This window comes from Bacillus sp. FCW2, from assembly GCF_021228595.1.
Classification (GTDB): domain Bacteria; phylum Bacillota; class Bacilli; order Bacillales; family Bacillaceae; genus Bacillus; species Bacillus velezensis.
The window spans coordinates 2,653,373-2,678,619 of sequence record NZ_CP089436.1; the positions used below are offsets into that span (position 1 = coordinate 2,653,373).

22 protein-coding genes and 1 riboswitch are annotated in these 25,247 nt (G+C 48.2%); of the genes, 11 read left to right on the plus strand and 11 right to left on the minus strand.

The window, feature by feature from the left end; genetic code table 11:
• Nucleotides 1-79: 79 nt before the first annotated feature.
• Both K3G25_RS13380 and K3G25_RS13385 read left to right on the plus strand, forming a co-directional pair.
• The gene (locus tag K3G25_RS13380; RefSeq protein ID WP_012118444.1) at nt 80-751 is read left to right on the plus strand and encodes a disulfide bond formation protein BdbD; all 672 of its coding nucleotides are present in this window, start codon (nt 80-82) and stop codon (nt 749-751) included.
• Nucleotides 741-1,160 (plus strand): disulfide oxidoreductase, encoded by a 420-nt coding sequence (locus tag K3G25_RS13385; protein WP_014418879.1) that lies wholly within the window; start codon nt 741-743, stop codon nt 1,158-1,160. The genes K3G25_RS13380 and K3G25_RS13385 overlap by 11 nt, the downstream gene beginning before the upstream one ends.
• 33 nt (nt 1,161-1,193) lie before the next feature.
• Here the strand turns inward: K3G25_RS13385 and K3G25_RS13390 are convergent, their stop codons facing one another.
• Nucleotides 1,194-1,994 (minus strand): zinc-dependent metalloprotease, encoded by an 801-nt coding sequence (locus K3G25_RS13390; protein WP_015418210.1) that lies wholly within the window; start codon nt 1,992-1,994, stop codon nt 1,194-1,196.
• A gap of 222 nt (nt 1,995-2,216) precedes the next feature.
• Here K3G25_RS13390 and K3G25_RS13395 point away from each other — a divergent pair, with 222 nt between their 5' ends.
• From K3G25_RS13395 to K3G25_RS13415, 5 genes are all read left to right on the plus strand, one after another.
• Nucleotides 2,217-2,825, plus strand: a complete 609-nt coding sequence (locus K3G25_RS13395; RefSeq protein WP_007410017.1) for a trimeric intracellular cation channel family protein — start codon at nt 2,217-2,219, stop codon at nt 2,823-2,825.
• Between the two features lie 171 nt (nt 2,826-2,996).
• A complete protein-coding gene (gene helD, locus K3G25_RS13400) occupies nt 2,997-5,312 on the plus strand; it encodes an RNA polymerase recycling motor HelD (protein WP_025649284.1) in 2,316 nt (771 codons plus the stop codon).
• Nucleotides 5,313-5,486: 174 nt separating this feature from the next.
• Nucleotides 5,487-7,295 carry an assimilatory sulfite reductase (NADPH) flavoprotein subunit gene (locus K3G25_RS13405; RefSeq protein WP_038459825.1) on the plus strand — a complete coding sequence of 603 codons (1,809 nt, stop codon included), beginning with the start codon at nt 5,487-5,489 and terminating at the stop codon, nt 7,293-7,295.
• A 27-nt stretch (nt 7,296-7,322) separates the two neighbouring features.
• Nucleotides 7,323-9,038, plus strand: coding sequence for an assimilatory sulfite reductase (NADPH) hemoprotein subunit (gene cysI / locus K3G25_RS13410; protein WP_017418922.1), 1,716 nt, complete (start codon nt 7,323-7,325; stop codon nt 9,036-9,038).
• A gap of 339 nt (nt 9,039-9,377) precedes the next feature.
• Complete coding sequence (locus tag K3G25_RS13415) at nt 9,378-11,393, plus strand: Na+/H+ antiporter (protein WP_007613743.1); 2,016 nt, start codon at nt 9,378-9,380, stop codon at nt 11,391-11,393.
• A gap of 36 nt (nt 11,394-11,429) precedes the next feature.
• Here K3G25_RS13415 and K3G25_RS13420 read toward each other — a convergent pair whose 3' ends face one another.
• The gene (locus K3G25_RS13420; protein ID WP_007613741.1) at nt 11,430-11,915 is read right to left on the minus strand and encodes a hypothetical protein; all 486 of its coding nucleotides are present in this window, start codon (nt 11,913-11,915) and stop codon (nt 11,430-11,432) included.
• Between the two features lie 221 nt (nt 11,916-12,136).
• Between K3G25_RS13420 and K3G25_RS13425 the strand changes: the two genes are divergently transcribed.
• Nucleotides 12,137-12,967, plus strand: a complete 831-nt coding sequence (locus tag K3G25_RS13425) for an aldo/keto reductase (RefSeq protein WP_007410023.1) — start codon at nt 12,137-12,139, stop codon at nt 12,965-12,967.
• Between the two features lie 31 nt (nt 12,968-12,998).
• Here the strand turns inward: K3G25_RS13425 and K3G25_RS13430 are convergent, their stop codons facing one another.
• From K3G25_RS13430 to modA, 7 genes are all read right to left on the minus strand, one after another.
• Nucleotides 12,999-14,144 carry an ABC transporter permease gene (locus K3G25_RS13430; protein ID WP_025649279.1) on the minus strand — a complete coding sequence of 382 codons (1,146 nt, stop codon included), beginning with the start codon at nt 14,142-14,144 and terminating at the stop codon, nt 12,999-13,001.
• Nucleotide 14,145: 1 nt separating this feature from the next.
• Nucleotides 14,146-15,240: an ABC transporter permease gene (locus K3G25_RS13435; protein ID WP_137987878.1), complete on the minus strand. Its 1,095-nt coding sequence runs from the start codon at nt 15,238-15,240 to the stop codon at nt 14,146-14,148.
• A gap of 23 nt (nt 15,241-15,263) precedes the next feature.
• Entirely contained in the window at nt 15,264-16,199 is a 936-nt protein-coding gene (locus tag K3G25_RS13440; protein ID WP_014418872.1) for an ABC transporter ATP-binding protein, read from the minus strand.
• Nucleotides 16,200-16,318: 119 nt separating this feature from the next.
• Entirely contained in the window at nt 16,319-17,422 is a 1,104-nt protein-coding gene (locus tag K3G25_RS13445) for a sensor histidine kinase (RefSeq protein ID WP_196213800.1), read from the minus strand.
• Between the two features lie 5 nt (nt 17,423-17,427).
• Nucleotides 17,428-18,075 carry a response regulator transcription factor gene (locus K3G25_RS13450; RefSeq protein WP_003151754.1) on the minus strand — a complete coding sequence of 216 codons (648 nt, stop codon included), beginning with the start codon at nt 18,073-18,075 and terminating at the stop codon, nt 17,428-17,430.
• Nucleotides 18,076-18,169: 94 nt separating this feature from the next.
• Nucleotides 18,170-18,853, minus strand: a complete 684-nt coding sequence (gene modB, locus K3G25_RS13455; RefSeq protein ID WP_017418930.1) for a molybdate ABC transporter permease subunit — start codon at nt 18,851-18,853, stop codon at nt 18,170-18,172.
• Entirely contained in the window at nt 18,834-19,631 is a 798-nt protein-coding gene (modA, locus tag K3G25_RS13460) for a molybdate ABC transporter substrate-binding protein (RefSeq protein ID WP_040238895.1), read from the minus strand. The genes modB and modA overlap by 20 nt, the downstream gene beginning before the upstream one ends.
• 117 nt (nt 19,632-19,748) lie before the next feature.
• Here modA and K3G25_RS13465 point away from each other — a divergent pair, with 117 nt between their 5' ends.
• Complete coding sequence (locus tag K3G25_RS13465; protein WP_014418869.1) at nt 19,749-20,675, plus strand: substrate-binding domain-containing protein; 927 nt, start codon at nt 19,749-19,751, stop codon at nt 20,673-20,675.
• A gap of 31 nt (nt 20,676-20,706) precedes the next feature.
• Here the strand turns inward: K3G25_RS13465 and K3G25_RS13470 are convergent, their stop codons facing one another.
• Both K3G25_RS13470 and K3G25_RS13475 read right to left on the minus strand, forming a co-directional pair.
• Nucleotides 20,707-22,563, minus strand: a complete 1,857-nt coding sequence (locus tag K3G25_RS13470; protein ID WP_232489350.1) for an LTA synthase family protein — start codon at nt 22,561-22,563, stop codon at nt 20,707-20,709.
• 41 nt (nt 22,564-22,604) lie between these two features.
• On the minus strand, nt 22,605-23,087 hold the full coding sequence (locus K3G25_RS13475) for a metal-dependent hydrolase (protein WP_232489351.1): 483 nt from the start codon (nt 23,085-23,087) through the stop codon (nt 22,605-22,607).
• A 183-nt stretch (nt 23,088-23,270) separates the two neighbouring features.
• On the opposite strand from K3G25_RS13475, the gene sspJ reads away from it, so the two are divergent.
• Nucleotides 23,271-23,411, plus strand: a complete 141-nt coding sequence (sspJ, locus tag K3G25_RS13480) for a small acid-soluble spore protein SspJ (protein ID WP_021494114.1) — start codon at nt 23,271-23,273, stop codon at nt 23,409-23,411.
• A 122-nt stretch (nt 23,412-23,533) separates the two neighbouring features.
• Nucleotides 23,534-23,714, plus strand: a riboswitch (Lysine riboswitch).
• A 110-nt stretch (nt 23,715-23,824) separates the two neighbouring features.
• Nucleotides 23,825-25,237, plus strand: coding sequence for an amino acid permease (locus tag K3G25_RS13485; protein ID WP_043020704.1), 1,413 nt, complete (start codon nt 23,825-23,827; stop codon nt 25,235-25,237).
• Nucleotides 25,238-25,247 lie beyond the last annotated feature (10 nt).

Genomic DNA, 25,247 nt, shown 5'->3' on the forward strand with positions numbered 1-25,247 from the left:
AAGGTTGTCTTGGTAAAATAGAGAAGCGGGCCATCCGGCATCCGCTTCTTTTTTATTTTAAAAACAATGAGGTGTCTGAGTGAAAAAGAAACAATCGTCTGCGAAATTTGCGGTGATACTGACGTTAATCGTTGTCGTTTTATTTGCGGCCATCGTAATTATTAACAACCAAACGGAAAAAGCGGGCGAAACAGTCGCCGAACAGCCTTCCATTAAAGGACAGCCCGTGCTCGGCAAAGACAGCGCGCCAGTTACGGTAGTTGAATTCGGAGATTACAAATGTCCGTCATGCAAAGTATTTAACAGCGATATCTTTCCGAAAATCAAAAAAGATTTTATCGATAAAGGCGACGTGAAATTTTCATTTGTGAACGTCATGTACCACGGAAGCGGCTCGCGTCTGGCGGCTCTTGCTTCAGAAGAGGTGTGGAAAGAAGACCCGGCATCATTCTGGGCTTTCCATGAAAAGCTGTTTGAACAGCAGCCGTCAAGCGAACAGGAATGGGTCACGCCTGCATTGCTTGAAAAAACGGTCAAAAGCACCGCGAAAAAGGTTGATCCTGACAAGCTGAAGGAAAACCTTGATAAAGAAACCTTTGCAAAAGAGCTGAAAGCTGACACTGACCTGAATGATAAATTAAACATTACGGCGACACCGACGATTTATGTAAATGACAAGGTGATTAATGACTTCTCTAAATATGATGAGATTTCAAAAACGATTAAGAAAGAGCTGAAAAATGAAAAATAGAATCGTATTTTTATATGCTTCTTGGGTGATAGCTCTTGCTGCCATGCTCGTCAGCCTTTATTTCAGCGAGATCAGAAAATTCATACCGTGCGAGCTGTGTTGGTATCAAAGAATTCTCATGTACCCGCTTGTCCTGATTTTAGGAATCGCCACCTTCCAGGGTGACACGCGCGTGAAAAAATATGTGCTGCCGATGGCCGTCATCGGCGCATTTATATCGACCATGCATTACCTTGAGCAGAAGGTGCCCGGTTTCAGCGGCATCAAGCCGTGTGTCTACGGCGTGCCTTGCTCATCTGAATATATTAACTGGTTCGGTTTCATTACCATTCCTTTCTTGGCATTGACGGCATTTATTCTCATTATTATCTGCATGTGTTTTGTCAAAACGGAACGCACGGCAAAATAAAGAGCCTGCTCCATGGGAGCGGCTCTTTTTCTATTATTTGTACCAAGCTTTGTTTGTCTCAATCTGTCTGTTATGGGAGCTGTCCCAAATATCCACGGAATAGGCATAATCATAATTCATGACGCAGCGGATGCCGCTGCCTTGGGCGTCATGCTGAAGTCCGAAGTTATGGGAAAACTCGTGCTGTGCCGCTTTCGCCGTGTTGGCCGTTCCTTGATCAAGGTTCACGCTGAAAGCCGGGCCGCTCGGTTTGCCGTTATATACATACGCGATACCGCCGGCGTCAAAACTTGATTTTGCGGTAAAACCGACGACAAAATGATAATTTTGATTTCTGAAGCTGCCTTGGAGATTCGATAAAATCTGAGAACTGTTTGAGCCGGAGGAATTCCAAGCCTGCACGGCCTGTACGACGAAATCAATGTTGTGATCACGGTTAAAAGCGACATCCGCCTGCTCCACGATCTGGACGATTCGCGTTTGCCAGTCGCTGTATTTGGCGCGGTATTCAGCGTCCGCCACCGCCAGCACTCTGACCTTCTGGCTGCCCGTACTGGCTTTAGTTGAGGCTTTATCCTGACTGACATTGGCATTAAATCGTTTCGTGCCGACCTGCTTGCCGTTTTCATCCAGAATTTTTGTGTCAACCGTCTGTTCAACTTGGACCGGGCCCTTCAGATCTTTAAAATGATCGGCTTTCGGAAGCGGGTCCGTATACACCGTTTTCGCCGGCTCCGCATGAGTGTGCGAATGTGTATGGCTTTCGGCTGACGGCAGGCCGGGAATTAATCCGGCGGCCAATAAAACAGGAAAAACAAGTGAACTGATTTTCATCTCATAACCCCCTTTTTGTTAGAGAAAGTATTCAATGAAACTTCTAATAAACCTTCCATTAAAGTATAAAATAGGAAAATACTCTCGCTCTCAGCCGTTGCGGGTGAGGTTGTCCCGGGTTAGGAATCAGAATCTTTCAAAAATAAGGTTGATTTTAAGAGAAAGCGATTATAAAATCTAATGGTCGTCAGAAAATTTAACAAATAAAAAGGAGCATATGGAATGGCCTGGGAGCTGCTTAGTGTAATCGGCATCATTGCGTTTGCGGTCAGCGGAGCGATTGTTGCGATGGAAGAGGAGTATGATATTTTAGGCGTGTATATTTTGGGGATTGTAACGGCGTTCGGCGGAGGAGCGATCCGAAATCTGCTGATCGGTGTTCCGGTCTCCGCCTTGTGGGAGCAAGGCGCGTTTTTTCAAATCGCTCTCGCATCAGTTACGATTGTCTTTTTGTTTCCGAAGCTGCTGTTAAGGCATTGGAGTAAATGGGGCAACCTATCCGATGCCATCGGGCTTTCGGCGTTTGCCATCCAAGGCGCTTTATATGCCGTGAAAATGGGCCATCCGCTCAGTGCGGTGATTGCGGCAGCGGTCCTGACCGGCAGCGGGGGCGGCATCATACGGGATCTTCTTGCCGGACGAAAGCCGCTTGTGCTGAAAGCGGAAATTTACGCGGTCTGGGCCGCGCTCGGAGGGTTAATCGTGGGCCTCGGCTGGGCCGGGGATGCCGCCGGTTTGTATGTGCTGTTTCTTGTGCTTGTGGCATGCCGCATCTGCAGTTATGTGTTCAGGTGGCGCCTGCCGAATCGTTCCTATCATATAGATCAGTAAAAAAACCGATTTCACAAACGAAATCGGTTTTTTTCATAACGGCTTCTGATAAAAAAAGACGCCCGATATGATAAGAAAAAGGGTATTTGACCATAATGCTGAATAATATGTTGCATATATGTTTGTATGATGAAAGCCGGATTTGTCAGCTTGATGTCGGAGGTGCCGCTGATGGCAAAACGTGATAAAGAGTGGAAAGAAGAGCAGGAAAGAATCAATTTTGTCATGAAGGAACTGGAACAGAAACAAACTCATCTTGAAGCCTCATCGGGCGGATTGAAGCAGGATATTGTGGGCTTGAGAAAAACGTTTTGGGATGATGTCACCGTGAATATGGATGATGCCCACGAAGCGGCTGAGACATTTTCAAGCATTAAACAGCAGGCAGAAATGCTTTCTGAACGTGAACGGACTCATCGGCTTCAATATCGGCAGCTTCAAAAAATCCAAAAGCTGAAAACCTCTCCTTACTTCGGCCGTGTCGATTTTACGGAAAAAGGGGAGTCCTCTTCCGAGCGGATTTATATCGGGCTGACTTCTTTGATGGATGAAAACAACGAGCAATTTCTCATTTACGATTGGCGCGCGCCCATCTCATCTCTTTACTATCAATATTCCCCGGGAAAAGCCCGCTATGAAGTTCCGGAAGAAACGATAGAGGGAGACATCACACTGAAGCGGCAGTTTATCATTAAAAACGGGACGCTTAAAGCGATGTTTAATACGGATATGACGATTGGTGACGAAATGCTGCAAGAGGTGCTGAGCGGCCATTCCGGACAGCATATGAAAAACATCGTGTCAACCATCCAAAAAGAACAGAACGAAATCATCCGGGATGAAAAAAGTAAATATCTCATCGTTCAGGGAGCTGCCGGAAGCGGGAAAACATCCGCAGCGCTTCAGCGGGCCGCTTATTTGCTGTACCGCGGGCGCGGGGTGCTTGATGCCCGTCAGATTGTATTGTTTTCCCCGAACATTTTGTTCAACAGTTATGTGTCCGCCGTATTGCCGGAATTGGGAGAAGAGAATATGGAGCAGGCCACCTTTCAAGAATATATCATCCGCCGGCTTGGACGAAAGTTTGATTGTGAAAGCCCGTACGAGCAGCTTGAATATTGCCTGACTGAACAAAACCAGGACGCACTTTCCGTAAGGCTCGCAGCCATTGCTTACAAAGCGTCATCAGCTTTCCAGGCCATGATTGACCGCTATGCCGGCTCGCTTTCCGGCTCGGGCCTGATGTGTAAACAGATCAGCTTCCGGGGAGACATCCTGATTTCAAAAGAGCGGATTGAAGACTATTTTTATTCACTTGATCAGCAGCTGCCGATTCCGAACAGAGCTGAACTGACGGCGGAATGGCTTCTCGCGGAAATCAGCGCTCTCGAAAAAAAGGAGCGTAAGAAGGAATGGGTCTTGCAGGAGAGCGAGCTGCTTGATAAGGAAGACTATGCTGAGGTTTATCAAACACTCAAGAAGCAGGCGGCAGATGATGAACCTGTATTTGACGACCATCAGCGCGAACAGCGGCTGCTTGGCGCCATTATTGTCGGCAAAGCCTTTAAACCGATTAAGCAGGCCGTCAGACGGCTCGGCTTTCTCGATATAAAACGGATGTATCTCCGGCTGTTTTCAGACTGGGGAGCTGATGAAAAGCCCGATCATTGGGAGAGCATCGGCGCTTTGACCAGAAACGCATTTGCAGAACGGTCACTTCCGTATGAAGATGCCGCTCCGTATCTGTATTTGCAGGATCTGTTAGAAGGAAAAAGAAAAAACACACAAATGAAGCACGTCTTCATTGATGAAGCGCAGGATTATTCCCCATTTCAGCTCACGTATATTCAAAGCATCTTCCCAGCGGCAAAGATGACGGTGCTCGGTGATGTCAGCCAGTCGATTTATGCCCACACCATTACGGGCCCTTCTTCCCTCGCCGGCTGCTTTCGCAATGGTGCAGAAAAGTATGTCAGCCTGAAGCGGACTTACAGATCGACGCGGCAGATTGTTGAATTTACGAAAGCGCTGCTGGCTGACGGCGATGATATTGAGCCTTTTAACCGGAACGGGGAAAAACCTCGTGTTTTGCGGACGGATACAGAAAATGCGCGGCGGGAACAATTGGCGGATACAATCCGGGAGCTCAGACAAAAAGGCTGGGAGACGGTCGCCGTCATCTGCAAAACGGCCGCGGAAGCCAAAAAAGTGTTTCAGGCGGTCAGCGACGGGAGCGGTGTCCGCTTGATCAATAAAGAAAACCAGCCTTTTCAAAAAGGGGTATGCGTCATTCCCGTGTATTTGGCAAAAGGCATTGAGTTTGACGCCGTCATTGCCGCTGACGCCTCTGCTGCCCAGTACAAAAGCGAACATGACCGTAAGCTGTTATATACGGCCTGTACGCGGGCGATGCATCATCTGACCGTATTGTCTCCGGGAGAACCCTCTCCTTTTATAAAAGAAGTGCCCGCCGGCTTATTCGTGTAAGCCCTTTGCCAAGTGCAAAGGGCTTTTTATCATTAGTAATCTTAATCATTGTCATCATGATTATATATTTTACTTACATACAAACTTTCGGTAAAGTTTCAATTAGAATATTATTTTGACAATTCCTATAGAAATAACGTACGTTACGTTTAATTCCTTGTGAGGTGGATATCGTTGCAACTTCAGGTCATGAACAGTCCGTTTAATCAGGAGCAGGCAGAGCTCCTTAACCGCCTTCTGCCGACCTTGACAGAATCACAGAAAATCTGGCTGAGCGGTTATTTGGCTGCGGCCCGGTCCGAATCCGGTGAAACAGCCGCACCCGCTGCCCCGGCTCCAGCAGAAAGCCCGGCAGTCTCAAGAGAAGTGACCGTATTATACGGATCGCAAACGGGAAATGCGGAAGGTCTTGCGAAACAGACGGTAAAGACGCTTGAGGAACGGGGATTCCAGGTCACCGTCGCGTCGATGAACGATTTTAAGCCGAATAATCTGAAAAAAGTAAACAATTTACTGATCGTGGTGAGCACGCACGGAGAAGGCGATCCGCCGGATAACGCGCTGGCCTTTCATGAATTTCTTCACGGCAGACGCGCGCCGAAGCTTGAAGCGCTCCGTTACTCCGTTTTGGCGCTCGGGGACAGCTCGTATGAATTTTTCTGCCAGACCGGCAAAGAGTTTGACGAGCGTCTTCAAGAGCTCGGCGGCACCCAGCTTGCGCCGCGGGTTGATTGCGATCTTGATTATGATGAGCCGTTTTCGGAATGGCTTGACGCCGTCATCGGCGGTTTGAACGAAGGAGCGGGAAATCAAACAGCCGAAGCGCCTGCCGAGACGCCGGCTCTCGGTGAATCCGTTTATTCCAGAACGAACCCGTTTCGGGCGGAGGTTCTTGAGAACATCAATCTGAACGGACGCGGTTCGAATAAAGAAACACGCCATCTCGAGCTTTCGCTTGAAGGATCGGGCCTCGCGTATCAGCCCGGAGACAGCCTCGGCATCTATCCGGAAAATGATCCGGCGCTCGTGGATGAGCTGATCAATGAGCTGAAATGGGACCCGAAACAGGAAGTGGCGGTGAATAAACAAGGAGAGCGCCTCCCGCTGAAAGATGCGCTTACTTCTCACTTTGAAATAACCGTCTTAACAAAACCGTTCCTGCAAAAGGCCGCACAGTTTACGGCTGACCAAAAGCTTAGTGAACTTCTGGCCGAAGGAAACGAAGAGCAGTTGAAAGCATACATCAACGGCCGTGATCTGCTTGATCTCGTCCGGGATTTCGGTCCGTGGGAAGCTTCCGCGGAAGACTTTCTTTCCATCCTGCGTAAAATGCCGGCCCGGCTCTATTCGATCGCAAGCAGTTTAGAAGCGAATCCGGAAGAGGTGCATCTGACAATCGGAGCGGTCAGATATGACGCGCACGGCAGAGAACGAAAAGGCGTCTGCAGCATTCTGTGTGCGGAAAGACTCCAGCCGGGAGATACGCTTCCGATTTACATTCAGCACAACCAAAACTTCAAGCTGCCGGAAAATCCGGATACACCGGTCATTATGGTCGGGCCGGGGACAGGCATCGCGCCGTTCCGTTCCTTTATGCAGGAGCGTGAAGAAACCGGAGCTGAAGGGAAAACATGGCTGTTCTTCGGGGATCAGCACTTTGTCACTGATTTTCTGTACCAGACGGAATGGCAAAAATGGCTGCAAAACGGTGTTCTCACAAAAATGGACGTCGCTTTTTCCCGGGATTCAGAAGAAAAGGTATATGTGCAGCACCGCATGAAAGAACAAAGCAAAGAGCTGTATGAATGGCTGCAGCAGGGAGCCGCCGTATACATCTGCGGTGATGAACAGCATATGGCGCATGACGTGCACCAGGCGCTTCTCGATATCATTCAGGAAGAAGGCGGCATGAGCCGTGAAAAAGCGGAAAGCTTCCTGGCAGACATGCAGCAGAAAAAACGCTATCAGCGTGACGTATATTGATTTTGGTTTGAAAGGAGCTTATTCAGCATGGTGAACAACATTTTAAAAGCGCCGGAAGGCCCTCCAAGTGATGTTGAGGAAATTAAAGAAAAAAGCGATTATTTGCGCGGCACATTGAAAGAAGTCATGCTCGACCGGATTTCAGCCGGCATCCCGGACGAAGACAACCGGCTGATGAAGCATCACGGAAGCTACTTGCAGGATGACCGCGATCTCCGTAATGAACGTCAAAAACAAAAGCTTGAACCGGCTTATCAGTTCATGCTGCGCGTTCGGATGCCAGGCGGCGTTTCAACTCCGGAACAATGGCTTGTCATGGATGAACTGGCGCAAAAATACGGAAACAATACATTGAAGCTGACAACGCGTGAAACGTTCCAAATGCACGGAATTTTAAAATGGAACATGAAAAAAACGATTCAGAAAATCAATGCGGCGCTGCTTGATACCATTGCGGCCTGCGGAGATGTCAACCGAAACGTCATGTGCGCTTCAAATCCGCACCAGTCTGAAATTCATGCGGAAGTATACGAATGGTCGAAGAAATTGAGCGATGACCTTCTTCCGCGCACGAGAGCCTATCATGAAATCTGGCTTGATGAGGAACGTGTGGCGGGCACTCCTGACACGGAAACGGAACCGATGTACGGGCCGCTGTACCTGCCGCGGAAATTCAAAATCGGAATCGCCGTGCCTCCGTCCAATGATATCGATGTCTTTTCTCAAGATCTCGGCTTCATTGCCATCGTGGAGGAAGGCCGTCTTATCGGATTCAACGTGGCAATCGGCGGCGGTATGGGAATGACGCACGGCGATACGGCCACTTATCCGCAGCTTTCAAAAGTCATCGGCTTCTGCAAACCGGAGCAGCTGTATGATGTAGCGGAAAAAACCATTACGATTCAGCGCGATTACGGAAACCGTTCCGTCAGAAAGAATGCCAGATTCAAGTACACCGTTGACCGTCTCGGGCTGGAAAACGTAAAAGCCGAGCTGGAAAACCGCCTCGGCTGGCAGCTGGATGAAGCGAAACCTTATCATTTTGACCATAACGGCGACCGTTACGGATGGGTGAAGGGCGTAAAAGGTAAATGGCACTTTACGATGTTTATCGAAGGCGGCCGCGTCACGGACTATGAGAATTATAAGCTGATGACGGGATTGCGTGAAATCGCCAAAGTCCATACGGGAGATTTCCGTCTCACCTCTAATCAAAACCTGATTATCGGCAATGTCTCGAGCCAGAAAAAGAAACAAATCAGCGCATTAATCGAACAATACGGTCTGACAGACGGCCGGCAGCATTCCGCCCTCCGCCGCAGTTCAATGGCTTGCGTCGCGCTTCCGACATGCGGGCTCGCCATGGCCGAAGCCGAGCGGTATCTGCCGAAATTGATTGATAAAATTGAAGACATTGTTGACGAAAACGGGCTGCGGGATGAAGAAATCACCATCCGTATGACCGGGTGCCCGAATGGCTGCGCCCGCCATGCGCTCGGCGAAATCGGATTTATCGGAAAGGCGCCCGGAAAATATAATATGTATTTAGGAGCGGCGTTTGACGGCAGCCGTTTGAGCAAAATGTACCGGGAAAATATCGGTGAAGAGGAAATTCTGAGTGAGCTTCGCACCATTCTCCCGCGCTACGCGAAAGAGCGTGAGGAAGGCGAACACTTCGGCGATTTCGTCATCCGCGCGGGCATCATTAAAGCGACGACAGACGGCACGAATTTTCACGAATAAGATGAGCTAAGGATAGAGACACACTGACGGTGCGTTCTCTATCCTTTACTAAGCAGCATAAACGCTGCACCGCGTCATGAAACAGATGACGCAGCTTGCGAAAAAGCCTGTTTTCAGAGAAAACAGGCTTTTTCTTTTTCCGGAAAAAATGTAGCTGAAGGCAAAAAAAGTTCGCCGTGAGCACGTTATGAGAAATTTTAAATAAAAACGGGTAAAATAAAAGAAGAATGGTTGCGTACGGAAAATATATTGAATCTGCCCGATCATCGGCTCAGGCCTTTGGCAAAGGCAGAGAACAGGCAATAATGATATGATGCAGCAGATGAAGGAGGTCATGCTTTGGACATATTTTTAGTCGTACTCGTACTTTTAACCATCATCGCGATCTCAAATATCGTAAATCGGTTTGTCCCCTTTATCCCGGTGCCTCTGATTCAGGTGGCGCTCGGTATCATTGCGGCGTCATTTCCGCAGGGGCTTCATTTTGAACTGAATACTGAATTGTTTTTTGTTTTGTTTATCGCTCCGCTGCTTTTTAACGATGGAAAACGGACGCCGCGTGCGGAACTTTGGAATTTAAGAGCGCCGATTTTGCTTCTTGCGCTCGGGCTCGTGTTTGCCACGGTGATTGTCGGCGGTTACACGATTCATTGGATGATTCCGAGCATCCCGCTGGCTGCCGCGTTCGGGCTGGCGGCGATACTGTCACCGACTGACGTTGTCGCGGTCAGCGCGCTGTCAGGGCGAGTGAAGATGCCAAAAGGCATTCTGCGTCTCCTTGAAGGAGAAGGACTGATGAATGACGCATCCGGCCTGGTCGCTTTTAAATTTGCGATTGCGGCTGCCGTGACGGGCGCATTTTCGCTGGCGCAGGCCGCCTTCAGTTTCGTTCTGATTTCAGCCGGAGGTTTACTCAGCGGTGTCGTCATTTCTTTTTTGATTATCCGTTTCCGGCTGTTTTTGCGCCGCCTCGGCATGCAGGATGTCACGATGCATATGCTGATTCAAATTCTGACGCCGTTCGTCATCTATCTCGCTGCTGAAGAAATCGGCGTTTCCGGCATTTTAGCGGTTGTGGCCGGCGGCATCACGCATGCGGTGGAGCAGGACCGTCTTGAATCAACGATGGTCAAACTGCAAATCGTCTCTTCAAGTACGTGGAATATTATTTTGTTCATTCTGAACGGTCTTGTTTTCGTTATTTTAGGTGCGCAAATACCGGATGTGGTTTCTGTCATCTTTAATGATACCGCGTTTAACAATATGATGGTCATCGGGTACATTATCGTCATTACGCTGACGTTAATGATTCTCAGGTTTTTGTGGGTGCTGTTTTTTTGGAACGGCAAGTGGTTTTTTAACAAGGATCAGAGCATTTATAAACCCGGCCTGCGCTCGACCCTGCTGATTTCGGTTTCAGGCGTCAGGGGAGCGGTTACGCTTGCGGGTTCCTTTTCCATTCCGTACGTGCTCTCTGACGGCTCGCCGTTTCCTGAACGGAATTTGATTCTCTTTTTAGCCGCGGGCGTTATTATGTGCACATTGGTGCTGGCGACAATCGTACTGCCGATTTTGACAGATAAGCCGGAAGACAATGTGAAAGAGAAGAAAGTCAAATTGCTGACAGCGAGACGGAAGCTGATAAAAGCTGCCTTAACCGCCATTAAAGAAAATATGAATGAGACAAACAAAACGGCTTCTTTTGCGGTCATTGCCGAATACAATGAGAAAATGAAAAATCTCAGGTTTCAGCAGTTCACCGTCAAAAACCGCACGAAAAAAGATGAGCGGAAAGTCCGCGCCCAAGGGATACAGGCTGAACAGGAAGAATTGCTGCGGCTGATTGAGCGGGGCGACATACCGGAAGAAACGGCTGACAGCCTTCAGGAACGGTTTGATGAACTGGAAGTGCTGTATACGAATCCGTTTAAAGTCGGCTTATCTAAGAAAAAGCTGAAACGCCTGATGTACTGGATCTTTTTCGGTGAACAAAAAAAGCCGGAAATGTCGATTTTAAATGAAGAAGGCCTCATCCGCACCACAAGGGTTAAAACGGCAAAAGCGGCCATTGAAAGCCTGAAAAAACACATGACTGAAGAAAATAAAGATGTGACGCTTGCCGTCATTTCCTTTTACAATCACTTGATTTTCAGGCTGGGGCACTCGTATCACGAACAGAGTCCGAGCCGCCGTTTTGAAAATCAAAAACTTGAAATCAAACTGCGGGCCGTGCAGGCCATCCGCAACGAAATCCAAACATTATTCGAAGAGCGGGAAATTTCCCGCGATATGTCGCATGAGCTTCGCCAATACATCAATGATGTGGAAGCGGCCATGCTTGACGGAGGTGAATAAAAAAAGTCCGGCATCTGTTCGCCGGACTTTTTTTGATTACGGACGATGGAATTCGACGTGATCGCCGTCGCGGTCAAACCAGCCTCTGAAGGCCCAGTTGATCCAGCCGCCATCACCTTTATTGGTGAAGCTTCCGTCTTCAAACACCCAAATGCCGTACGTGATGCCGTCATAAACGGCGGAACCGTAAAACTGAACGCCGTTAAAATGATCTTCATATTCCTGGCTTAAATTAAACACCATGACGTTATATTTTTGTCCGGAAGCGTAGAATGAAGATTCCATTAAGTTTTTGACGAAGCCGTCACGGTTTTGCGCCGACTTAATCGCGTCAGCAATCGAATTGCCGATGCCGAGCAGGTCAACGTCAATGTTTAATCCGACATCTTTTGCTGAGACATCTGATGATTGCTGTGCCATGTTTTGAGGGACCGGGGTTTCTTTTGCGGATACAAAGGACAGAGGAGTCAGAGACAAAGCGGCGCCAAGGGCAACGGACATCGGGATACGCATACGTTTCATATGATTTCCTCCTTCAATTGTGTGGTGGCTACAGTAGCGATTTACCCGGACAGTTACCCGGTTAACCGGAATTTTTGAAAAATAGGAAAATAATAACGGCAGTGGTGCTTGGGCACTAAAGATGGTTTTTGTGATAACGATGAGCGTATAATTGGTTTCTTACGGCGGAAATGTGAGATAATAATAACCGTTTACATAATGACTAGAAAGGATGGTTCAACGTGGCAAAAAGCTTAAAAGATACTGTAAAGCTTCATAATGGCGTTGAAATGCCGTGGTTCGGCCTTGGCGTCTTCAAGGTGGAAAACGGAAGCGTAGCGGCGGACTCCGTCGAAGCGGCAATCAGAAACGGCTACCGCAGCATTGATACGGCGGCTATTTATAAAAATGAAGAGGGTGTCGGCGAAGGCATCAGAGCTGCGGGCGTTGCCAGAGAAGAGCTGTTCATCACGTCAAAAGTGTGGAATGAAGATCAAGGATACGAAACGACACTTGACGCGTTTGAGAAAAGCCTTGAGCGCCTCGGCCTCGATTACCTCGACCTTTACCTGATTCACTGGCCGGGCAAGGATAAATATAAAGACACATGGCGCGCTCTTGAAAAGCTGTACAAAGACGGCAAAATCCGCGCCATCGGCGTCAGCAACTTCCAAGTGCATCATTTAGAAGAGCTGCTGAAAGATGCTGAAATCAAGCCGATGGTCAACCAGATTGAATTCCACCCGCGCCTGACTCAAAAAGAAGTGAGAGATTTCTGCAAAGCGCAGGGCATTCAAGTGGAAGCATGGTCTCCATTGATGCAGGGACAGCTCCTTGATAACGAAGTGCTGTCACAAATTGCGGAAAAACATAACAAATCGGTTGCTCAAGTGATTTTGCGCTGGGATCTTCAGAACGAAGTCGTTACCATTCCGAAATCGATTAAAGAGCACCGCATCATAGAAAATGCCGATATTTTTGATTTCGAACTGTCACAGGAAGAAATGGAAAAGATCAGCGCATTGAACAAAGACGAGCGTGTCGGCCCGAATCCGGACGAGCTTCTGTTCTAAGAAAAACAGCCCTTTACGGGGCTGTTTTTCTTTACATAAATGTCTGTGTCTGACGTTTTACGCTGAACCTGTATGCTGCTATTAATAACAGGGCGGCGGCGAAGGCTCCCAAAATGATGATGTTCAGCATCAGGCTTTGGAGCGTGCGGCCGTGCTGCAATTGATCGACCGTATCGAGCACCCAGCGCTGAGGCAGAAATTCGGCGATTGTCTGCACCGTTTTCGGCATAATATTGCTCGGAAAGAAGCAGCCGGCGAGCAAGCATGTCGGCACGACGATCAAATTCAAAAGCGCCGATGTTGAAGCGCTGCTGTTGGAAAAACCGACGGCAATAAAGGCGATTCCGATCGCGCTTAATGCAAACAGCATCATCAGGACGAACAGCTGCCACAGCGGGAATGACGGATGAATATGAAAAGCGGCGCCCATAAAGAGAACGGCGAATAGAATTTGGACGGCCATGATAATGATATTCACCGCCGCGTTTGCCAGTACATACTGCTTTGATGTGATCGGCGTTGACAGAAGCCTGTAGTACGTCCTGTTTTCCCGCTCTTTAATCATCAGTTCCGTCAGGTTGCCGGCGGAATAGAGCATAATGATAATGAGATACCCGATGACTGAGTAGGTCATTTCTTTATGATTCGATGTATCTTGTAAAACAGCGGACTCCGTTTGAATCGGAGAATGCTTGAAAGCGGCGTACATCGCCTGAAAGGCTTTCGCGTCTCCGCCGGAAGATTTGCCGATTGAGGCGGCGCTGTTCATATAATTGTACAAATAAGAGCTGACATATCCGGTGACCTGGGCGCCTTTCAGCGAGGTCATGCCGATGTGAGCCGGTTTCCCGTCTTTTACGCTTTGGGAGAAGCCTTTTTCAAACGTAATGAGCGCCTCCATTTTTCCTGAAGCGATCTTGGATGTGGCGGACGCAGCCGTTTCCTCCGAAATCTTCACATGATCCAGTCCTTTTAAAAACGTGACCGTATCCTGTGCCACTTCTCCGCCGTCCTGATTGAGAATGCCGATATTGAGCGTTTCGGCTCCGCCGTTGGCATTGGTCATGAAGGAGAGGAAGACGCCGATCAGCGGAGCCCCGATATAAAGAATAAGCTGTTTTTTGCTTTTTGTAATCCCTTTGAGAGTGTGTGCAAACAGCCACCAGAAGTTTTTCATATTACAATCCCTCCCGTCTTTGAAACGTAAATGCGGCGATCAGCAAAAAGAGTGCCGCCAATGCTGTATTTAAACCGAGTGCAGGCCATGCCGCTGATACATCACTTGCGTAAATGATGTTGTTAATCGCCTTATTGATCCATGATAAGGGCGACAGGACGGAAATTCCTCCGCCTTCATATTTGTAATAGGCGCCGCCGATAATGGACATCACCTGAACGATGATGACGGTGATTAATCTGGCGCTTTCGGGTTTTCTGGTCAAATAGCTCAGGCTGAGCCCGAAGCTGACGGCCAAAAGAATTTCAGAAACGAGAATCAGAAGCACAAGTCCCAGGTGGCTGCCCCAATTCGCTTTTAAGATAAATTTGCTGAAGGCGACAACGGCAAGAATCGTCAGAACATTCACAGCCAAAATGCCGAGCATCTTTCCGAGAAAGATATCGCTTTTCCGGAGCGGAGCGGCGATCAGGCGATCCGCGGTGTGCCGTATTCTTTCCCCGCGGAATAAGGTGCTTGCAAAAATCGAGGCGTACAGCCCGATCATCGTCGTCATGGATATCGCGTAAAAATCTTTCGCTTTCGGTTCTTTCGCTTTGTGTAAAGACGTCTGCTTCATATAATCGCTTTTGATTTGTCCGGCGGAAGGCGTCTTATGCGCCTTGTAAGCGGCGGCGCCTGCTTTGTATTGATTGGTAAAAGCGGTCAGCATGCCTTGGACGATCGTGCCGTTGATGCCGCTCCGGTCATTTGTATAGACTTGAAAACCGGTGTTTTTTACAGTGACGAAAGCATCCGCCTGATTTTCACGAACCTCGTTTTTGCCTTTTGCCTCCGTGTCCGCTTTTTGAAAATAGACATGCTCTTTTTTGGCGTTTTTCATAAACTCAGTAAAGTAATGAGAAAGTGTGCCGTTTGATTGATCCGTATATACGACCTTGATGTTCCCGACCGTCACCTCTGAATCAAAGGCGTTTGATAATGCCGCGGTAAAAATCAGCATGAAGACGATCGGAAAAGCAAGCATGAAAATAAAAGTCCGTCTGTCGCGGAAACTGATTTTGATTTCTTTCCCGGCGATGTGCAGAATATTCATTTGCAATCCTCCTTTCAATAGGGTCAGTCGCGCAGGCTTCTGCCTGTCAGCGTGAGAAATACCGTTTCTAAGTCAGGTGCCTGTTCCTGCAAGGAGCGGATTTCAATGCCTTTGTCCATGAAGTACCGGATCAGGCGGTTTAAATTGTTGACCCCTGTGTCAGAGCTGATTTTCACGCTGTTTTCTTCCAGTGCGGCGGCTCTGACGCCGGGCAGCTCCTGAATATCGCCGAGGCTGATGCCGTTTCCGGATGACAGCTCAATCACGACGTCCTTCGTGTCGGTAATGATGGAGGTCAGCTGTTCTTTTGTGCCTTCTGCGATGACTTTTCCGTGGTCGATGATGGCGATGCGCGTGCATATTTCTTCCACTTCCTCCATGTAGTGGCTCGTGTAGATGATCGTGCAGCCCATTTCATTCAGCTTTTTCACTGATTGCAGAATATAATTTCTTGATTGCGGGTCAATACCGACCGTCGGTTCATCCATGATGATCAGTTTCGGCCGGTGGGCAAGGGCGCAGGCGATATTGAGCCTGCGCTTCATTCCGCCGGAAAAATGCTTCGGCAAATATTTGTGTTTATCGCTCAAGCCCACGAATGTCAGGGCTTCCTCGACCCGTTCTCTCAGAGCCGCCCCTCTCAGGCCGTACAGCCCGGCGAAGAACTTCACATTTTCATAGGCGTTTAATTCTTCGTAAATCGCGAGGTCCTGAGGGACGATGCCGATATTCATTTTCGTTGCTTTGCTATATTTGAAAATATCTTTTCCGAGAAACAGAATGTCTCCGCCTGAAGGTTTTAAAAGACCTGAGATCATATTGATCGTCGTGCTTTTTCCGGCTCCGTTTGCGCCGAGAAACCCGAAAATCTCACCTTCTTTTACGGCAAGCGACATCTGGTCAACGGCGGCATAATCACCGAATTTCTTACTCAGCTGTTTGAGCTCCAAAATGTTCATGTTTCCACCTCTATGTCTTGTGATGCTCTTATTATAAAAAAAAGAATGAACGGCCGTTAGTGCAGCTGTTCATTCCTTTGACGTGAGAATCTTCATATTTTTCACATGAAAATATTCACTTATTCAACCGGAAGCAATGTCGTGACGGAAAAACCGGCCGTGCCGTCAAAAATAACGGTTCCGTGCAAGACGGCCGCCCGTTCTTCCATACCGAGCATGCCGAGGCCTTTTTTAAAGCGGACGGCGCCGTTTCCGTTATCTTTGACTTCCGCTTTCACGGCTTTGTTCAGCACATGGATATCAATGAAAATCTGCGTGGCATCGGCGTATTTCATTGCATTGGTCAAGGCTTCGGTTACGTTTTCCTGAATGACTCTCCAATGCATTTGCGTCAGCCTGTCCAAATCGCCTTGATGCGTAAACGGAACCGGCATGCCGTTTTTGGCCGAAAATTCATCAATAAACGTTCTTAATCTGTGAATGCCCATTTGTTCAGCGGGCGGTTTCATATTTTTCAGCGTTATGCGGATATCCTCTATGCCTTCTTTGGAAATGGTAATGGCGTTTTGGAGCAGTTCAGCCGCTTTGTCCGGATGGGAGCCGAGCATCCGCTTCGCCGCTTCCATCTGAATGAGCGCGCCGGTCATGGAATGGCCGATTTTGTCATGGATGGCTTGGGACAATCTGTTTCTTTCTTCGAGTTTGCCGGTATACTCCGATTGTTTGATATATTCTGTGCTGCTGTGCAGCTGTTTCGTCAGTTTTTCAATGCTTGAGCGCATGCTGTCTGACTGCTCTTCATATTTTTTCAGCCGGTCGCTGGACCGGGCGGCCAAAACGAATATCGCCAAGCAGAACAAGGTCATGACGATATAAGTCGGAAGGTCGCCGTACGGGATAAATAAAAACGGCAAAAACACGAGCAGGCAGAACACATAGCGGTGAACCGGATATTCGGTAAGAACGGCAAAAATGGCGGGCGGCAAAAGAAATAGAAACGCCGGATGGCCTAAGGCGGAAAGCCAAGCAGTCAATGCAAGCGAAAGCAGGGTGATCCCGCGCCTCCAAGCGGGCGGCCTGATCATGCAGACTGCAATGCCCAAAGACAGATAAAGCAGCAGAAACAAGACGGCGTACGGCGTGTAAGGGCGGTCTGCCGATACGAACAAAAAAGCCGTATAAAAAATGGCGATCAGTCTGCTCATCAGCATCCAAAAATCCATACCGTTCAACGCCCGTTATCCACCTTCCCGGTGATATAAAAAATGGCGATCTGCGTTCTGTGCTCAAGCCCTGTTTTCCCTAAAATAGATGAAATATAATTGGCCGTCGTCCCTTCAGAAATGAAAAGCTGTTTTGAAATTTCCCTGTTCGACAGTCCTTTCGCAATAAGCGACATGATGCTGAGCTCTCTTTCAGTAAACTGGCTTTCATCAATCTGATGCGCGGCTTCGGCCGGCCGGAAAAGGCTGTCTTTTATTTTATCCAGCACGGTGTCCTGAAGAATGCTGTGCCCGTTGAAGACGCTTTTGATCGCATCGCGTATCCGTTCCGGTTCGGTATTTTTTAATAAATATCCTTTCGCGCCGTTTTTAATCGCTTCTAAAATATACTCATCGTCGTCAAATGTCGTCAGGATCATCGGCTTCGTATCCGTTTCCTCCGCGATCCGTTTTGCGGCTTCGACGCCGTTCATCACCGGCATGCGGACGTCCAACAAGGCGATATCGACGGGATTGTGTTTACAATACTCTGCCGCCTCCAGGCCGTTTTCCAACGTTGCCGATACAGTAAATTCCTCATATGTATGCAAAATGATTTTCATTCCTTCTCTGATGAAAGAATTATCATCCGCGATAATGACATTAATCTTCATGGCCGCACCCTTTGTGTGTTTTTTGTTTCATTATATACCATCCGATTTTAAATCAAAAAGCCTCCCGGCGAAAGGTGCGCGGAAGGCGGATCGGTTAAGCGGGTTTTTTCAATTGGATGAAAAACAGCATCAGAAAAGAAATGATCACAATACAGATCACCCACACCCAGGCGAGTGTTTCATTGCCGGAGTCCATCGCGACGTAAATCGCTGTCGGCAGCGTTTGGGTGACGCCGGGAATATTTCCCGCAAACATTAAAGTCGCCCCGAATTCACCTAGCGCCCTTGCAATACTGAGAATGCTTCCGGTCAAGAGGGAGGGAAAGGCAAGCGGGACGGAAATACGGGTGAACACCTGCCATCTGCCGGCTCCGTCTACTTTCGCCGCTCCCTCGATGTCGGCATCAACCGCGGCGAAGCCGGTTTTAGCGGACTGATACATAAGCGGGAAGGCGACAATAGCCGAAGCGATCACCGCGGCCGACCACGTGAAAATGACGGGCTGGTGAAAAATCCGCTCAATCGCCCGGCCGATAAAGCTGTGTTTCCCGAAAATAATAATGAGAATGAAGCCGACAACGGTAGGCGGAAGAACGAGCGGGAGCATAAACAGGGTCTCCACAGCCGTTTTTCCGGGAAATCGCGCTTTCGCCATCCAGGCGCCGGCAAGCGTCCCGAGAATGATGACGGCGAGGCCCGATGCCAAAGCCACCTCAAACGACAGTACGACGGGAGTGAAAAACTCCGAAGCCGTAATGTTACTTGGCAGTAAATCCATATTTCTTAAACACTTTCATCGCTTCATCAGACTGCAGATACTGATAAAACGCTTCTGCTTCTTTACGGTGCTTTGTATCCTTGACGATGCCGAGCGGATACACGATCGGATCGTGCGTTTTCGCCGGCGCTTCATCGGTGATTTTCACCTTTTTCGAAATCAGTGCGTCTGTTTTATAGACAAGCCCGGCATCGACATTTCCGGTTTCAACATAAGAAAGCACCTGGCGAACGTCTTTTGCATAGACGACTTTATCTTTTACCTTGTCCCACAGGGATAATGCCGTCAATGACTGTTTGGCGTATTGTCCGGCCGGAACGGATTCAGGCGTGCCGAGCGCGATTTTTTCCGCGCTGTCTTTTTTCAGGTCATTCAGATGTGTCAGGTGTGCGCTGTTTTTCTCAGGCACGATCATGACGAGATCATTTTTCAAAAGATCCGTGCTGTCCTTTTTATCGATATCTCCGTCATGAACGAGCTTTTCGAATTTATCTTCGGCTGCCGAGAAGAATAAATCAGCTCCCGCGCCTTGTGAAATTTGTTTCTGCAATGTGCCTGATGATCCGAAGTTGTCTTGAATGGTTACGTTTGAATGTGATTTTTCGTAGTTGGTCTGGATTTCTTCAAGTGCATCCTGAGCGCTGGCTGCCGCAGAAACGGTCAGCGTGACTTTTTCGTTTTGTCCGCCTTTGGAGGATTGTCCGGATGAGCAGCCCGCAGTTGCGAGGAAAACGGCCATAGCCGCAGTTGTGAGTAGTGTCGCTTTCTTTTTCAACATTGTGCACCCCTTATAGCTAAATATCATTAGATCAAACTAATTATAACGCAATTGTACGTAATGGTGCGGTTTTTTTTCAATATCTGAACAGTTATAATAAAAATGGAGCGTGATAATATGACAGAAGCCACTTCCTATACAATAGAAGAAGTTGCGGGCCTTTTGAAGGTCTCAAAACTGACAGTATATGATTTGATAAAAAAAGGACTCATTCCGGCGTACAGGGTCGGAAGACAGATGAGGGTCGATGAAGAGGACTTAAAACAATATAAAACAAACATGAGAATGTCAAAAAAGCCATCCGTATCAGAAGCTGCTGACCCGTCCCGCGGGCGGGAGCCGGAAAAAAGGCAGTCCGTTATCATCAGCGGGCAGGATGTGTCGATGGACCTCCTCAGCAAACAGCTGGAACAAACAATACAGGCGGCTCCGCTCCGCAAGTACAGCGGCAGTTTGAACAGCCTGATCGAGATGTACCGCGGGGCTTGTGACATCGTCAGTCTGCATTTGTACGATGGGGAGACGGGGCAGTATAACATCCCGTACGTGAAGCGCATTCTTTCAGGGGAGCCGTTTGCGCTTTTTCATGTCGTGCTGCGGCAGGCCGGATTATATGTGAAAAAGGGCAATCCGCTGAACATTCAGGGCTTTCAGGACTTGAGCCGAAAGGATGTCCGTATCGTCAATCGCGAAAAAGGATCAGGCGCGAGGGTGCTGCTGGATGAACAGCTCAGATCTTTCGGCATTACGCCGTCTGATGTCGCCGGCTACCATGACATTGTCACGGATCATCTGTCAGCGGCTTCACAAGTGTCAAGCGGAAAGGCGGATATCGGAGTCGGGTCGCAGCATGCGGCGCATATGGCAGGCACGGACTTTATCCCGGTGATCAGTGAGCAGTACGATGTGGTCGTCTTAAAACAAAACCGGGAGCTTGTTCAAAGCGTACAGGACATCCTGAATTCTGAGGAATTCAAGTCTCAGCTTTCTCAATTATCCGGATATGATACGAAAATGACCGGACGGCTCATATATGAAACATGAAAAATCCCTCCATATAACGGAGGGATTTTTTTTATTGCTTGTAAAACCGCAGCAGGTCGCCGTTTAATATTTTATCGGAAAGCATCAGCTCTTGTTCCGCTTTTTCTTTCTCATCGCTGCACGCGCTCATGTCAGAAAGCGGTTCACCCGTTTTACGGCTGTAACACGTATTTTTCGTATAAATATGATCATCCGTGATAAAGCTGCCGTTTCTCAGCACCGCAAACGGGGTCCGCTCTCCGGAAAACAGGTCATTGCCGAACTGAATGCTGCCTTTCGTTTCAATGCCGAGCAGGTGAAGCAGCGTCGGTCTTACATCAACCTGTCCCGCGGCGGAAGCAATCGTTTCCGGCGCACGGTCGGTCACCCCGGGAATATGAATGATAAACGGCACGCGCTGAAGCTGAACCGTATCAAACGGAGTGATTTCCTCTTTCCCTAAGAATTCGGCAAGTCCTTGATTATGGGCTTCGGATATACCGTAATGATCTCCCATCAGGACGATCATCGCGTTGTCATACAGTCCTTCTTTTTTCAGCTTCTTGAAAAAGTGTTTCAGGGCCTCATCTTCATAGCGGACCGTCGTCACATAGCGGTTTAATAAATCGCTGCTTGTGTCCGGTTCTTCAATGAGCTGATCCTGTTTATCAATTTCAAAAGGAAAATGGTTGGTCAAAGTCAGCAGGCTCGCGTAAAACGGCTGCGGAAGCTTCTTTAATTTTTCCGCTGACTGTTCGAGAAATTCCTTATCCTTCAGGCCCCAGCCTGTTGAATTTTCCTGTGTCACCTTAAATTCATCCGCGTCGAAAAAACGGTCGATTCCGAATGTCCCGTACATCTCATCCCGGTTCCAAAAGGCCTTATGATTGGCATGCAGAACGGCTGAATAGTATTGACGGTCTTTTAACATATGGTACATCGTATTGAACCGGTGGCCGCTTTTTGTAAAAAAAACGGCGCCGCTTGAAGACGGATACAGCGAATTTGCAGTAATGAATTCTGAATCTGAGGTTTTTCCCTGTTCAGTCTGCTGATAAAAATGAGTGAAGTCATAACTTTTTTTCCGCAGTTTATTTAAAAACGGGGTAATCTCCCGCCCGTTGACCCGCTCATCCATTACAAAACGCTGTGTTGATTCGAGCGTAACAAAAATCACATTGCGCCCCTTTGCCAGCCCGAACTTTGATTCGGACGGCCTGCTGTAGTCGGCTTGAGTGTAATTTGCGACCGCGGCAAGGCTGTCTTCGTCGGCAAACGCTTTAGCCCCTGCATTCAGCGTCTGCGAAATGGTGTCATACAAATGAAAGTGGAACAGGCCGATTCCTTTTACGAGCGCTTCACGATCAAAAGGGTGCTTGAACAGCTTCGGCTGCTCGGCCTCAGACAGTGCAAGGTTGCACAGCATGAGGCCGGCTGATGCCCACGCATACGCTTTAACGGTACGGGCGCCCGCTTTTCCTTTATCGGCTTTATGCCTTTTACCAAGGTAAAACAAAACCGCAATATCCAAAAATAAAGCGATATAAAGCGGGTGAAACAGCTCTTGGACGCTGCTTCCCATATCACCCATATTGCTCGCCTGAAACAAAACCGGTATGGTGATAAAATCAATATAAAACCCGTAAAACACCGTATTCGCGATTAAAATTCCCGTCAGCATCACATTTGCCGAAAGCAGAAAGATCCGCTGTTTTTTTTCCGTCAGCAGCAGGGCGATGCCGAACAGCGGCACAATGAAGCTCAGCGGATTAATGAGGAGCAGACATTCCTCAAGAACGGAATTGTTCTGCAGACCAAAACCGAGCTTATACACGGCATAGGTTTTCATCCACATGAACAGGATGGACAGGCATAAAAACCGATGATTGCTGAAAAAGGTTTTCTTCATATGTATGACTCCTCACTCTAAAAGCGAAAGACGCTTTTTGTTTAAGAGATGCGGCCGTGAACCAGTTCGTATAAATAATAGCAGGATACAATCGTTAAGCCGGCCAGCACAAGCTGCTCCGAAAAGCTCCCCGTTCTCATATAAAGGGGAAGACGGAAGCGGATGGCGGACGGAAACAGCAGTTTAATGCCGTTGACGGTCCATGCGTCAAGCACAAGATGGCTCGCCATTCCGATCATCAGTCCGGCGGAAATGCTCGGATTCGGAATATAGGATGCCGTAATGAAAAACATAATAAGCATAAACAGCAGGCTGTGTGTAAACGTTCTGTGGCCGAACACCGTGCTTACGATTTTGGACAGAACGGGCAGCGTTCTGCCGATTTTGCTTTTCGTATGGCATATGTCGGGAATCAGCGCCCCAAGGGCACCCGCTGAGGTCACAAGGACCGGATCATACCCGTAATAATACGCAATTGCGGAACAAGAAGCGATGCCTCCCATGATGTGTGTTTTTCCTGTCATTTTTCGCTTCTCCTTTTTATTTTTGCCAAAATCCCCTGAATTACAAATATATCAAGAGAATGCATGTTTGATCAACAAACTTTACCTGTTCCGCCAAAAGGAAGGAGAGGCGGATTCCGCATATTCTGCCGCGGAAAAAGACACATTATAGGTGTACCTATATTTGATAAAGAGGTGATACAGATGGCTTTCTTTAACAAAGAAAAAGGAAAAAACAGCGATAAAAACAAAAACGTCATTCAAGGCGCGCTTGACGACGCCGGTGCAGCTCTGAAAGACGATCCGCTTCAAGAGGCTGTTCAAAAGAAAAAAAACAACCGCTGACCATATAAGACGGGTAGGGCGAACGCTCTATCCGTTTTCCATCTAATTTTTCCCTTTGACAGATCTTTTTATCTCTGATAACCTCTGAGTAGAATTGAATGATAAAAATCCTCACTCTTTCTCGGTGAGGTAGAGGTTGCGCTTGATGATGAGTCGCACATGCCAGGCTGATAGGGGCCGCAAAACATGTGTTAAAGGCATCAGCGCCGAAGTGTAAAGAAAGCCGATCCTTCTTTATGCTGGGACTGTATCTGAATAAGTGCAGGACTGCCGCGTGCTTTTTCGCGGAGGGCTATCCGGAGATCAAGGGTGTGTGTGTTTCTTTAAGCATGGACTTTTGTTCAGGCTTTTTTTGCGTGTAAATATGGTCTCGGGGTCTGGTCCGTACGAATGAACAACCAGGAGGTACAGGAATGGAACAGACGAAAAAATGGGGTTTTTGGTTATTAACGGCGTTTGTCGTAGGAAATATGGTAGGCTCGGGCATCTTTTCGCTTCCGAGTTCGCTCGCAAAAATCGCGAGCCCGTTCGGCGCCACATCGGCATGGCTTTTAACGGGAGCCGGTGTGTTAATGATCGCGCTGGTCTTCGGCCACTTATCCATCCGCAAGCCTGAGCTGACGGCGGGGCCGCAAAGCTATGCGCGTGCGCTGTTCAGTGATCGGAAAAAAGGGAATGCAGCGGGCTTCACGATGGTGTGGGGCTACTGGGTGGCGAGCTGGATCAGCAACGTGGCGATCATCACGAGCCTTGCCGGATATTTAACATCATTTTTCCCGATTTTAACGGATAAGCGTGAAATGTTTTCGATCGGCGGTCAGGCTGTTACGCTCGGCCAGCTGCTGACGTTTGCCGTATGTACGGTTTTATTATGGGGCACTCACACGATTCTCGTCACCAGCATTAACGGTGCGAGTAAATTAAATTTTGTCACGACGTTTTCAAAAGTATTAGGATTTATCTTCTTTATCATTGCAGGTTTATTTGTGTTTCAAACGTCGTTTTTCGATCATTTTTATTTTCCGGTTCAAACAGGTCCTCACACAGTTGAGGGAATCGGCGGACAGATCCACAATGCGGCGATTTCAACATTATGGGCGTTCGTCGGAATTGAATCGGCAGTCATTTTATCCGGGCGCGCCCGTTCGCAGCGCGACGTGAAACGCGCCACCATTACCGGATTATTGATCGCGCTCAGCATCTATATCATCGTGACATTGATTACGATGGGCGTGCTTCCGCATGGTAAGCTTGTCGGCTCGGAAAAACCGTTTGTTGACGTATTGTACGCGATCGTCGGCAATGCAGGAAGCGTCATCATGGCGATTCTGGCGATTTTGTGTCTGTTCGGAACGATGCTCGGCTGGATTCTTCTCGGCTCTGAAGTTCCGTATCAAGCGGCGAAATCAGGAGACTTTCCGGCTGCTTTTGCAAAAACGAATAAACAGGGAAGCCCGGTTGTGTCGTTAATCGTAACGAACGTGATGTCACAGATCTTTATCTTTTCAGTTATTTCCCGGACGATCAGTGACGCGTTTACGTTTTTAACGACGGCGGCGACGCTCGCTTATCTGATTCCGTATCTCGTATCAGCGTTTTACAGCCTGAAGCTCATTTTTACGGGTGAAACGTATGACGAGATAAAGGGTTCAAGAGTAAGAGACGGTATCATCGCCATCCTTGCCTGCATTTATTCTTTTTACGTCATTATTACCGGAACGGCCGATTTAACGACCTTTATTCTCGGTATCGGGCTGTTTTTCGTCGGTTTGCTGTTATATCCTTTCGTCTCAAAGAAATTTGCAAACAACAGACAATCGGTATGACAAAAAGACA

Excerpts from the sequence above, each read along its gene's own strand:
- K3G25_RS13385 (WP_014418879.1), top strand. The coding sequence starts at position 741 with ATGAAAAATAGAATCGTATTTTTATATGCTTCTTGGGTGATAGCTCTT.
- K3G25_RS13390 (WP_015418210.1), bottom strand. The coding sequence starts at position 1,994 with ATGAAAATCAGTTCACTTGTTTTTCCTGTTTTATTGGCCGCCGGATTA.
- K3G25_RS13395 (WP_007410017.1), top strand. The coding sequence starts at position 2,217 with ATGGCCTGGGAGCTGCTTAGTGTAATCGGCATCATTGCGTTTGCGGTC.
- helD (WP_025649284.1), top strand. The coding sequence starts at position 2,997 with ATGGCAAAACGTGATAAAGAGTGGAAAGAAGAGCAGGAAAGAATCAAT.
- cysI (WP_017418922.1), top strand. The coding sequence starts at position 7,323 with ATGGTGAACAACATTTTAAAAGCGCCGGAAGGCCCTCCAAGTGATGTT.
- K3G25_RS13420 (WP_007613741.1), bottom strand. The coding sequence starts at position 11,915 with ATGAAACGTATGCGTATCCCGATGTCCGTTGCCCTTGGCGCCGCTTTG.
- K3G25_RS13430 (WP_025649279.1), bottom strand. The coding sequence starts at position 14,144 with ATGAAAAACTTCTGGTGGCTGTTTGCACACACTCTCAAAGGGATTACA.
- K3G25_RS13435 (WP_137987878.1), bottom strand. The coding sequence starts at position 15,240 with ATGAATATTCTGCACATCGCCGGGAAAGAAATCAAAATCAGTTTCCGC.
- K3G25_RS13440 (WP_014418872.1), bottom strand. The coding sequence starts at position 16,199 with ATGAACATTTTGGAGCTCAAACAGCTGAGTAAGAAATTCGGTGATTAT.
- K3G25_RS13445 (WP_196213800.1), bottom strand. The coding sequence starts at position 17,422 with ATGGATTTTTGGATGCTGATGAGCAGACTGATCGCCATTTTTTATACG.
- K3G25_RS13450 (WP_003151754.1), bottom strand. The coding sequence starts at position 18,075 with ATGAAGATTAATGTCATTATCGCGGATGATAATTCTTTCATCAGAGAA.
- modB (WP_017418930.1), bottom strand. The coding sequence starts at position 18,853 with ATGGATTTACTGCCAAGTAACATTACGGCTTCGGAGTTTTTCACTCCC.
- modA (WP_040238895.1), bottom strand. The coding sequence starts at position 19,631 with ATGTTGAAAAAGAAAGCGACACTACTCACAACTGCGGCTATGGCCGTT.
- K3G25_RS13465 (WP_014418869.1), top strand. The coding sequence starts at position 19,749 with ATGACAGAAGCCACTTCCTATACAATAGAAGAAGTTGCGGGCCTTTTG.
- K3G25_RS13470 (WP_232489350.1), bottom strand. The coding sequence starts at position 22,563 with ATGAAGAAAACCTTTTTCAGCAATCATCGGTTTTTATGCCTGTCCATC.
- K3G25_RS13475 (WP_232489351.1), bottom strand. The coding sequence starts at position 23,087 with ATGACAGGAAAAACACACATCATGGGAGGCATCGCTTCTTGTTCCGCA.
- sspJ (WP_021494114.1), top strand. The coding sequence starts at position 23,271 with ATGGCTTTCTTTAACAAAGAAAAAGGAAAAAACAGCGATAAAAACAAA.
- K3G25_RS13485 (WP_043020704.1), top strand. The coding sequence starts at position 23,825 with ATGGAACAGACGAAAAAATGGGGTTTTTGGTTATTAACGGCGTTTGTC.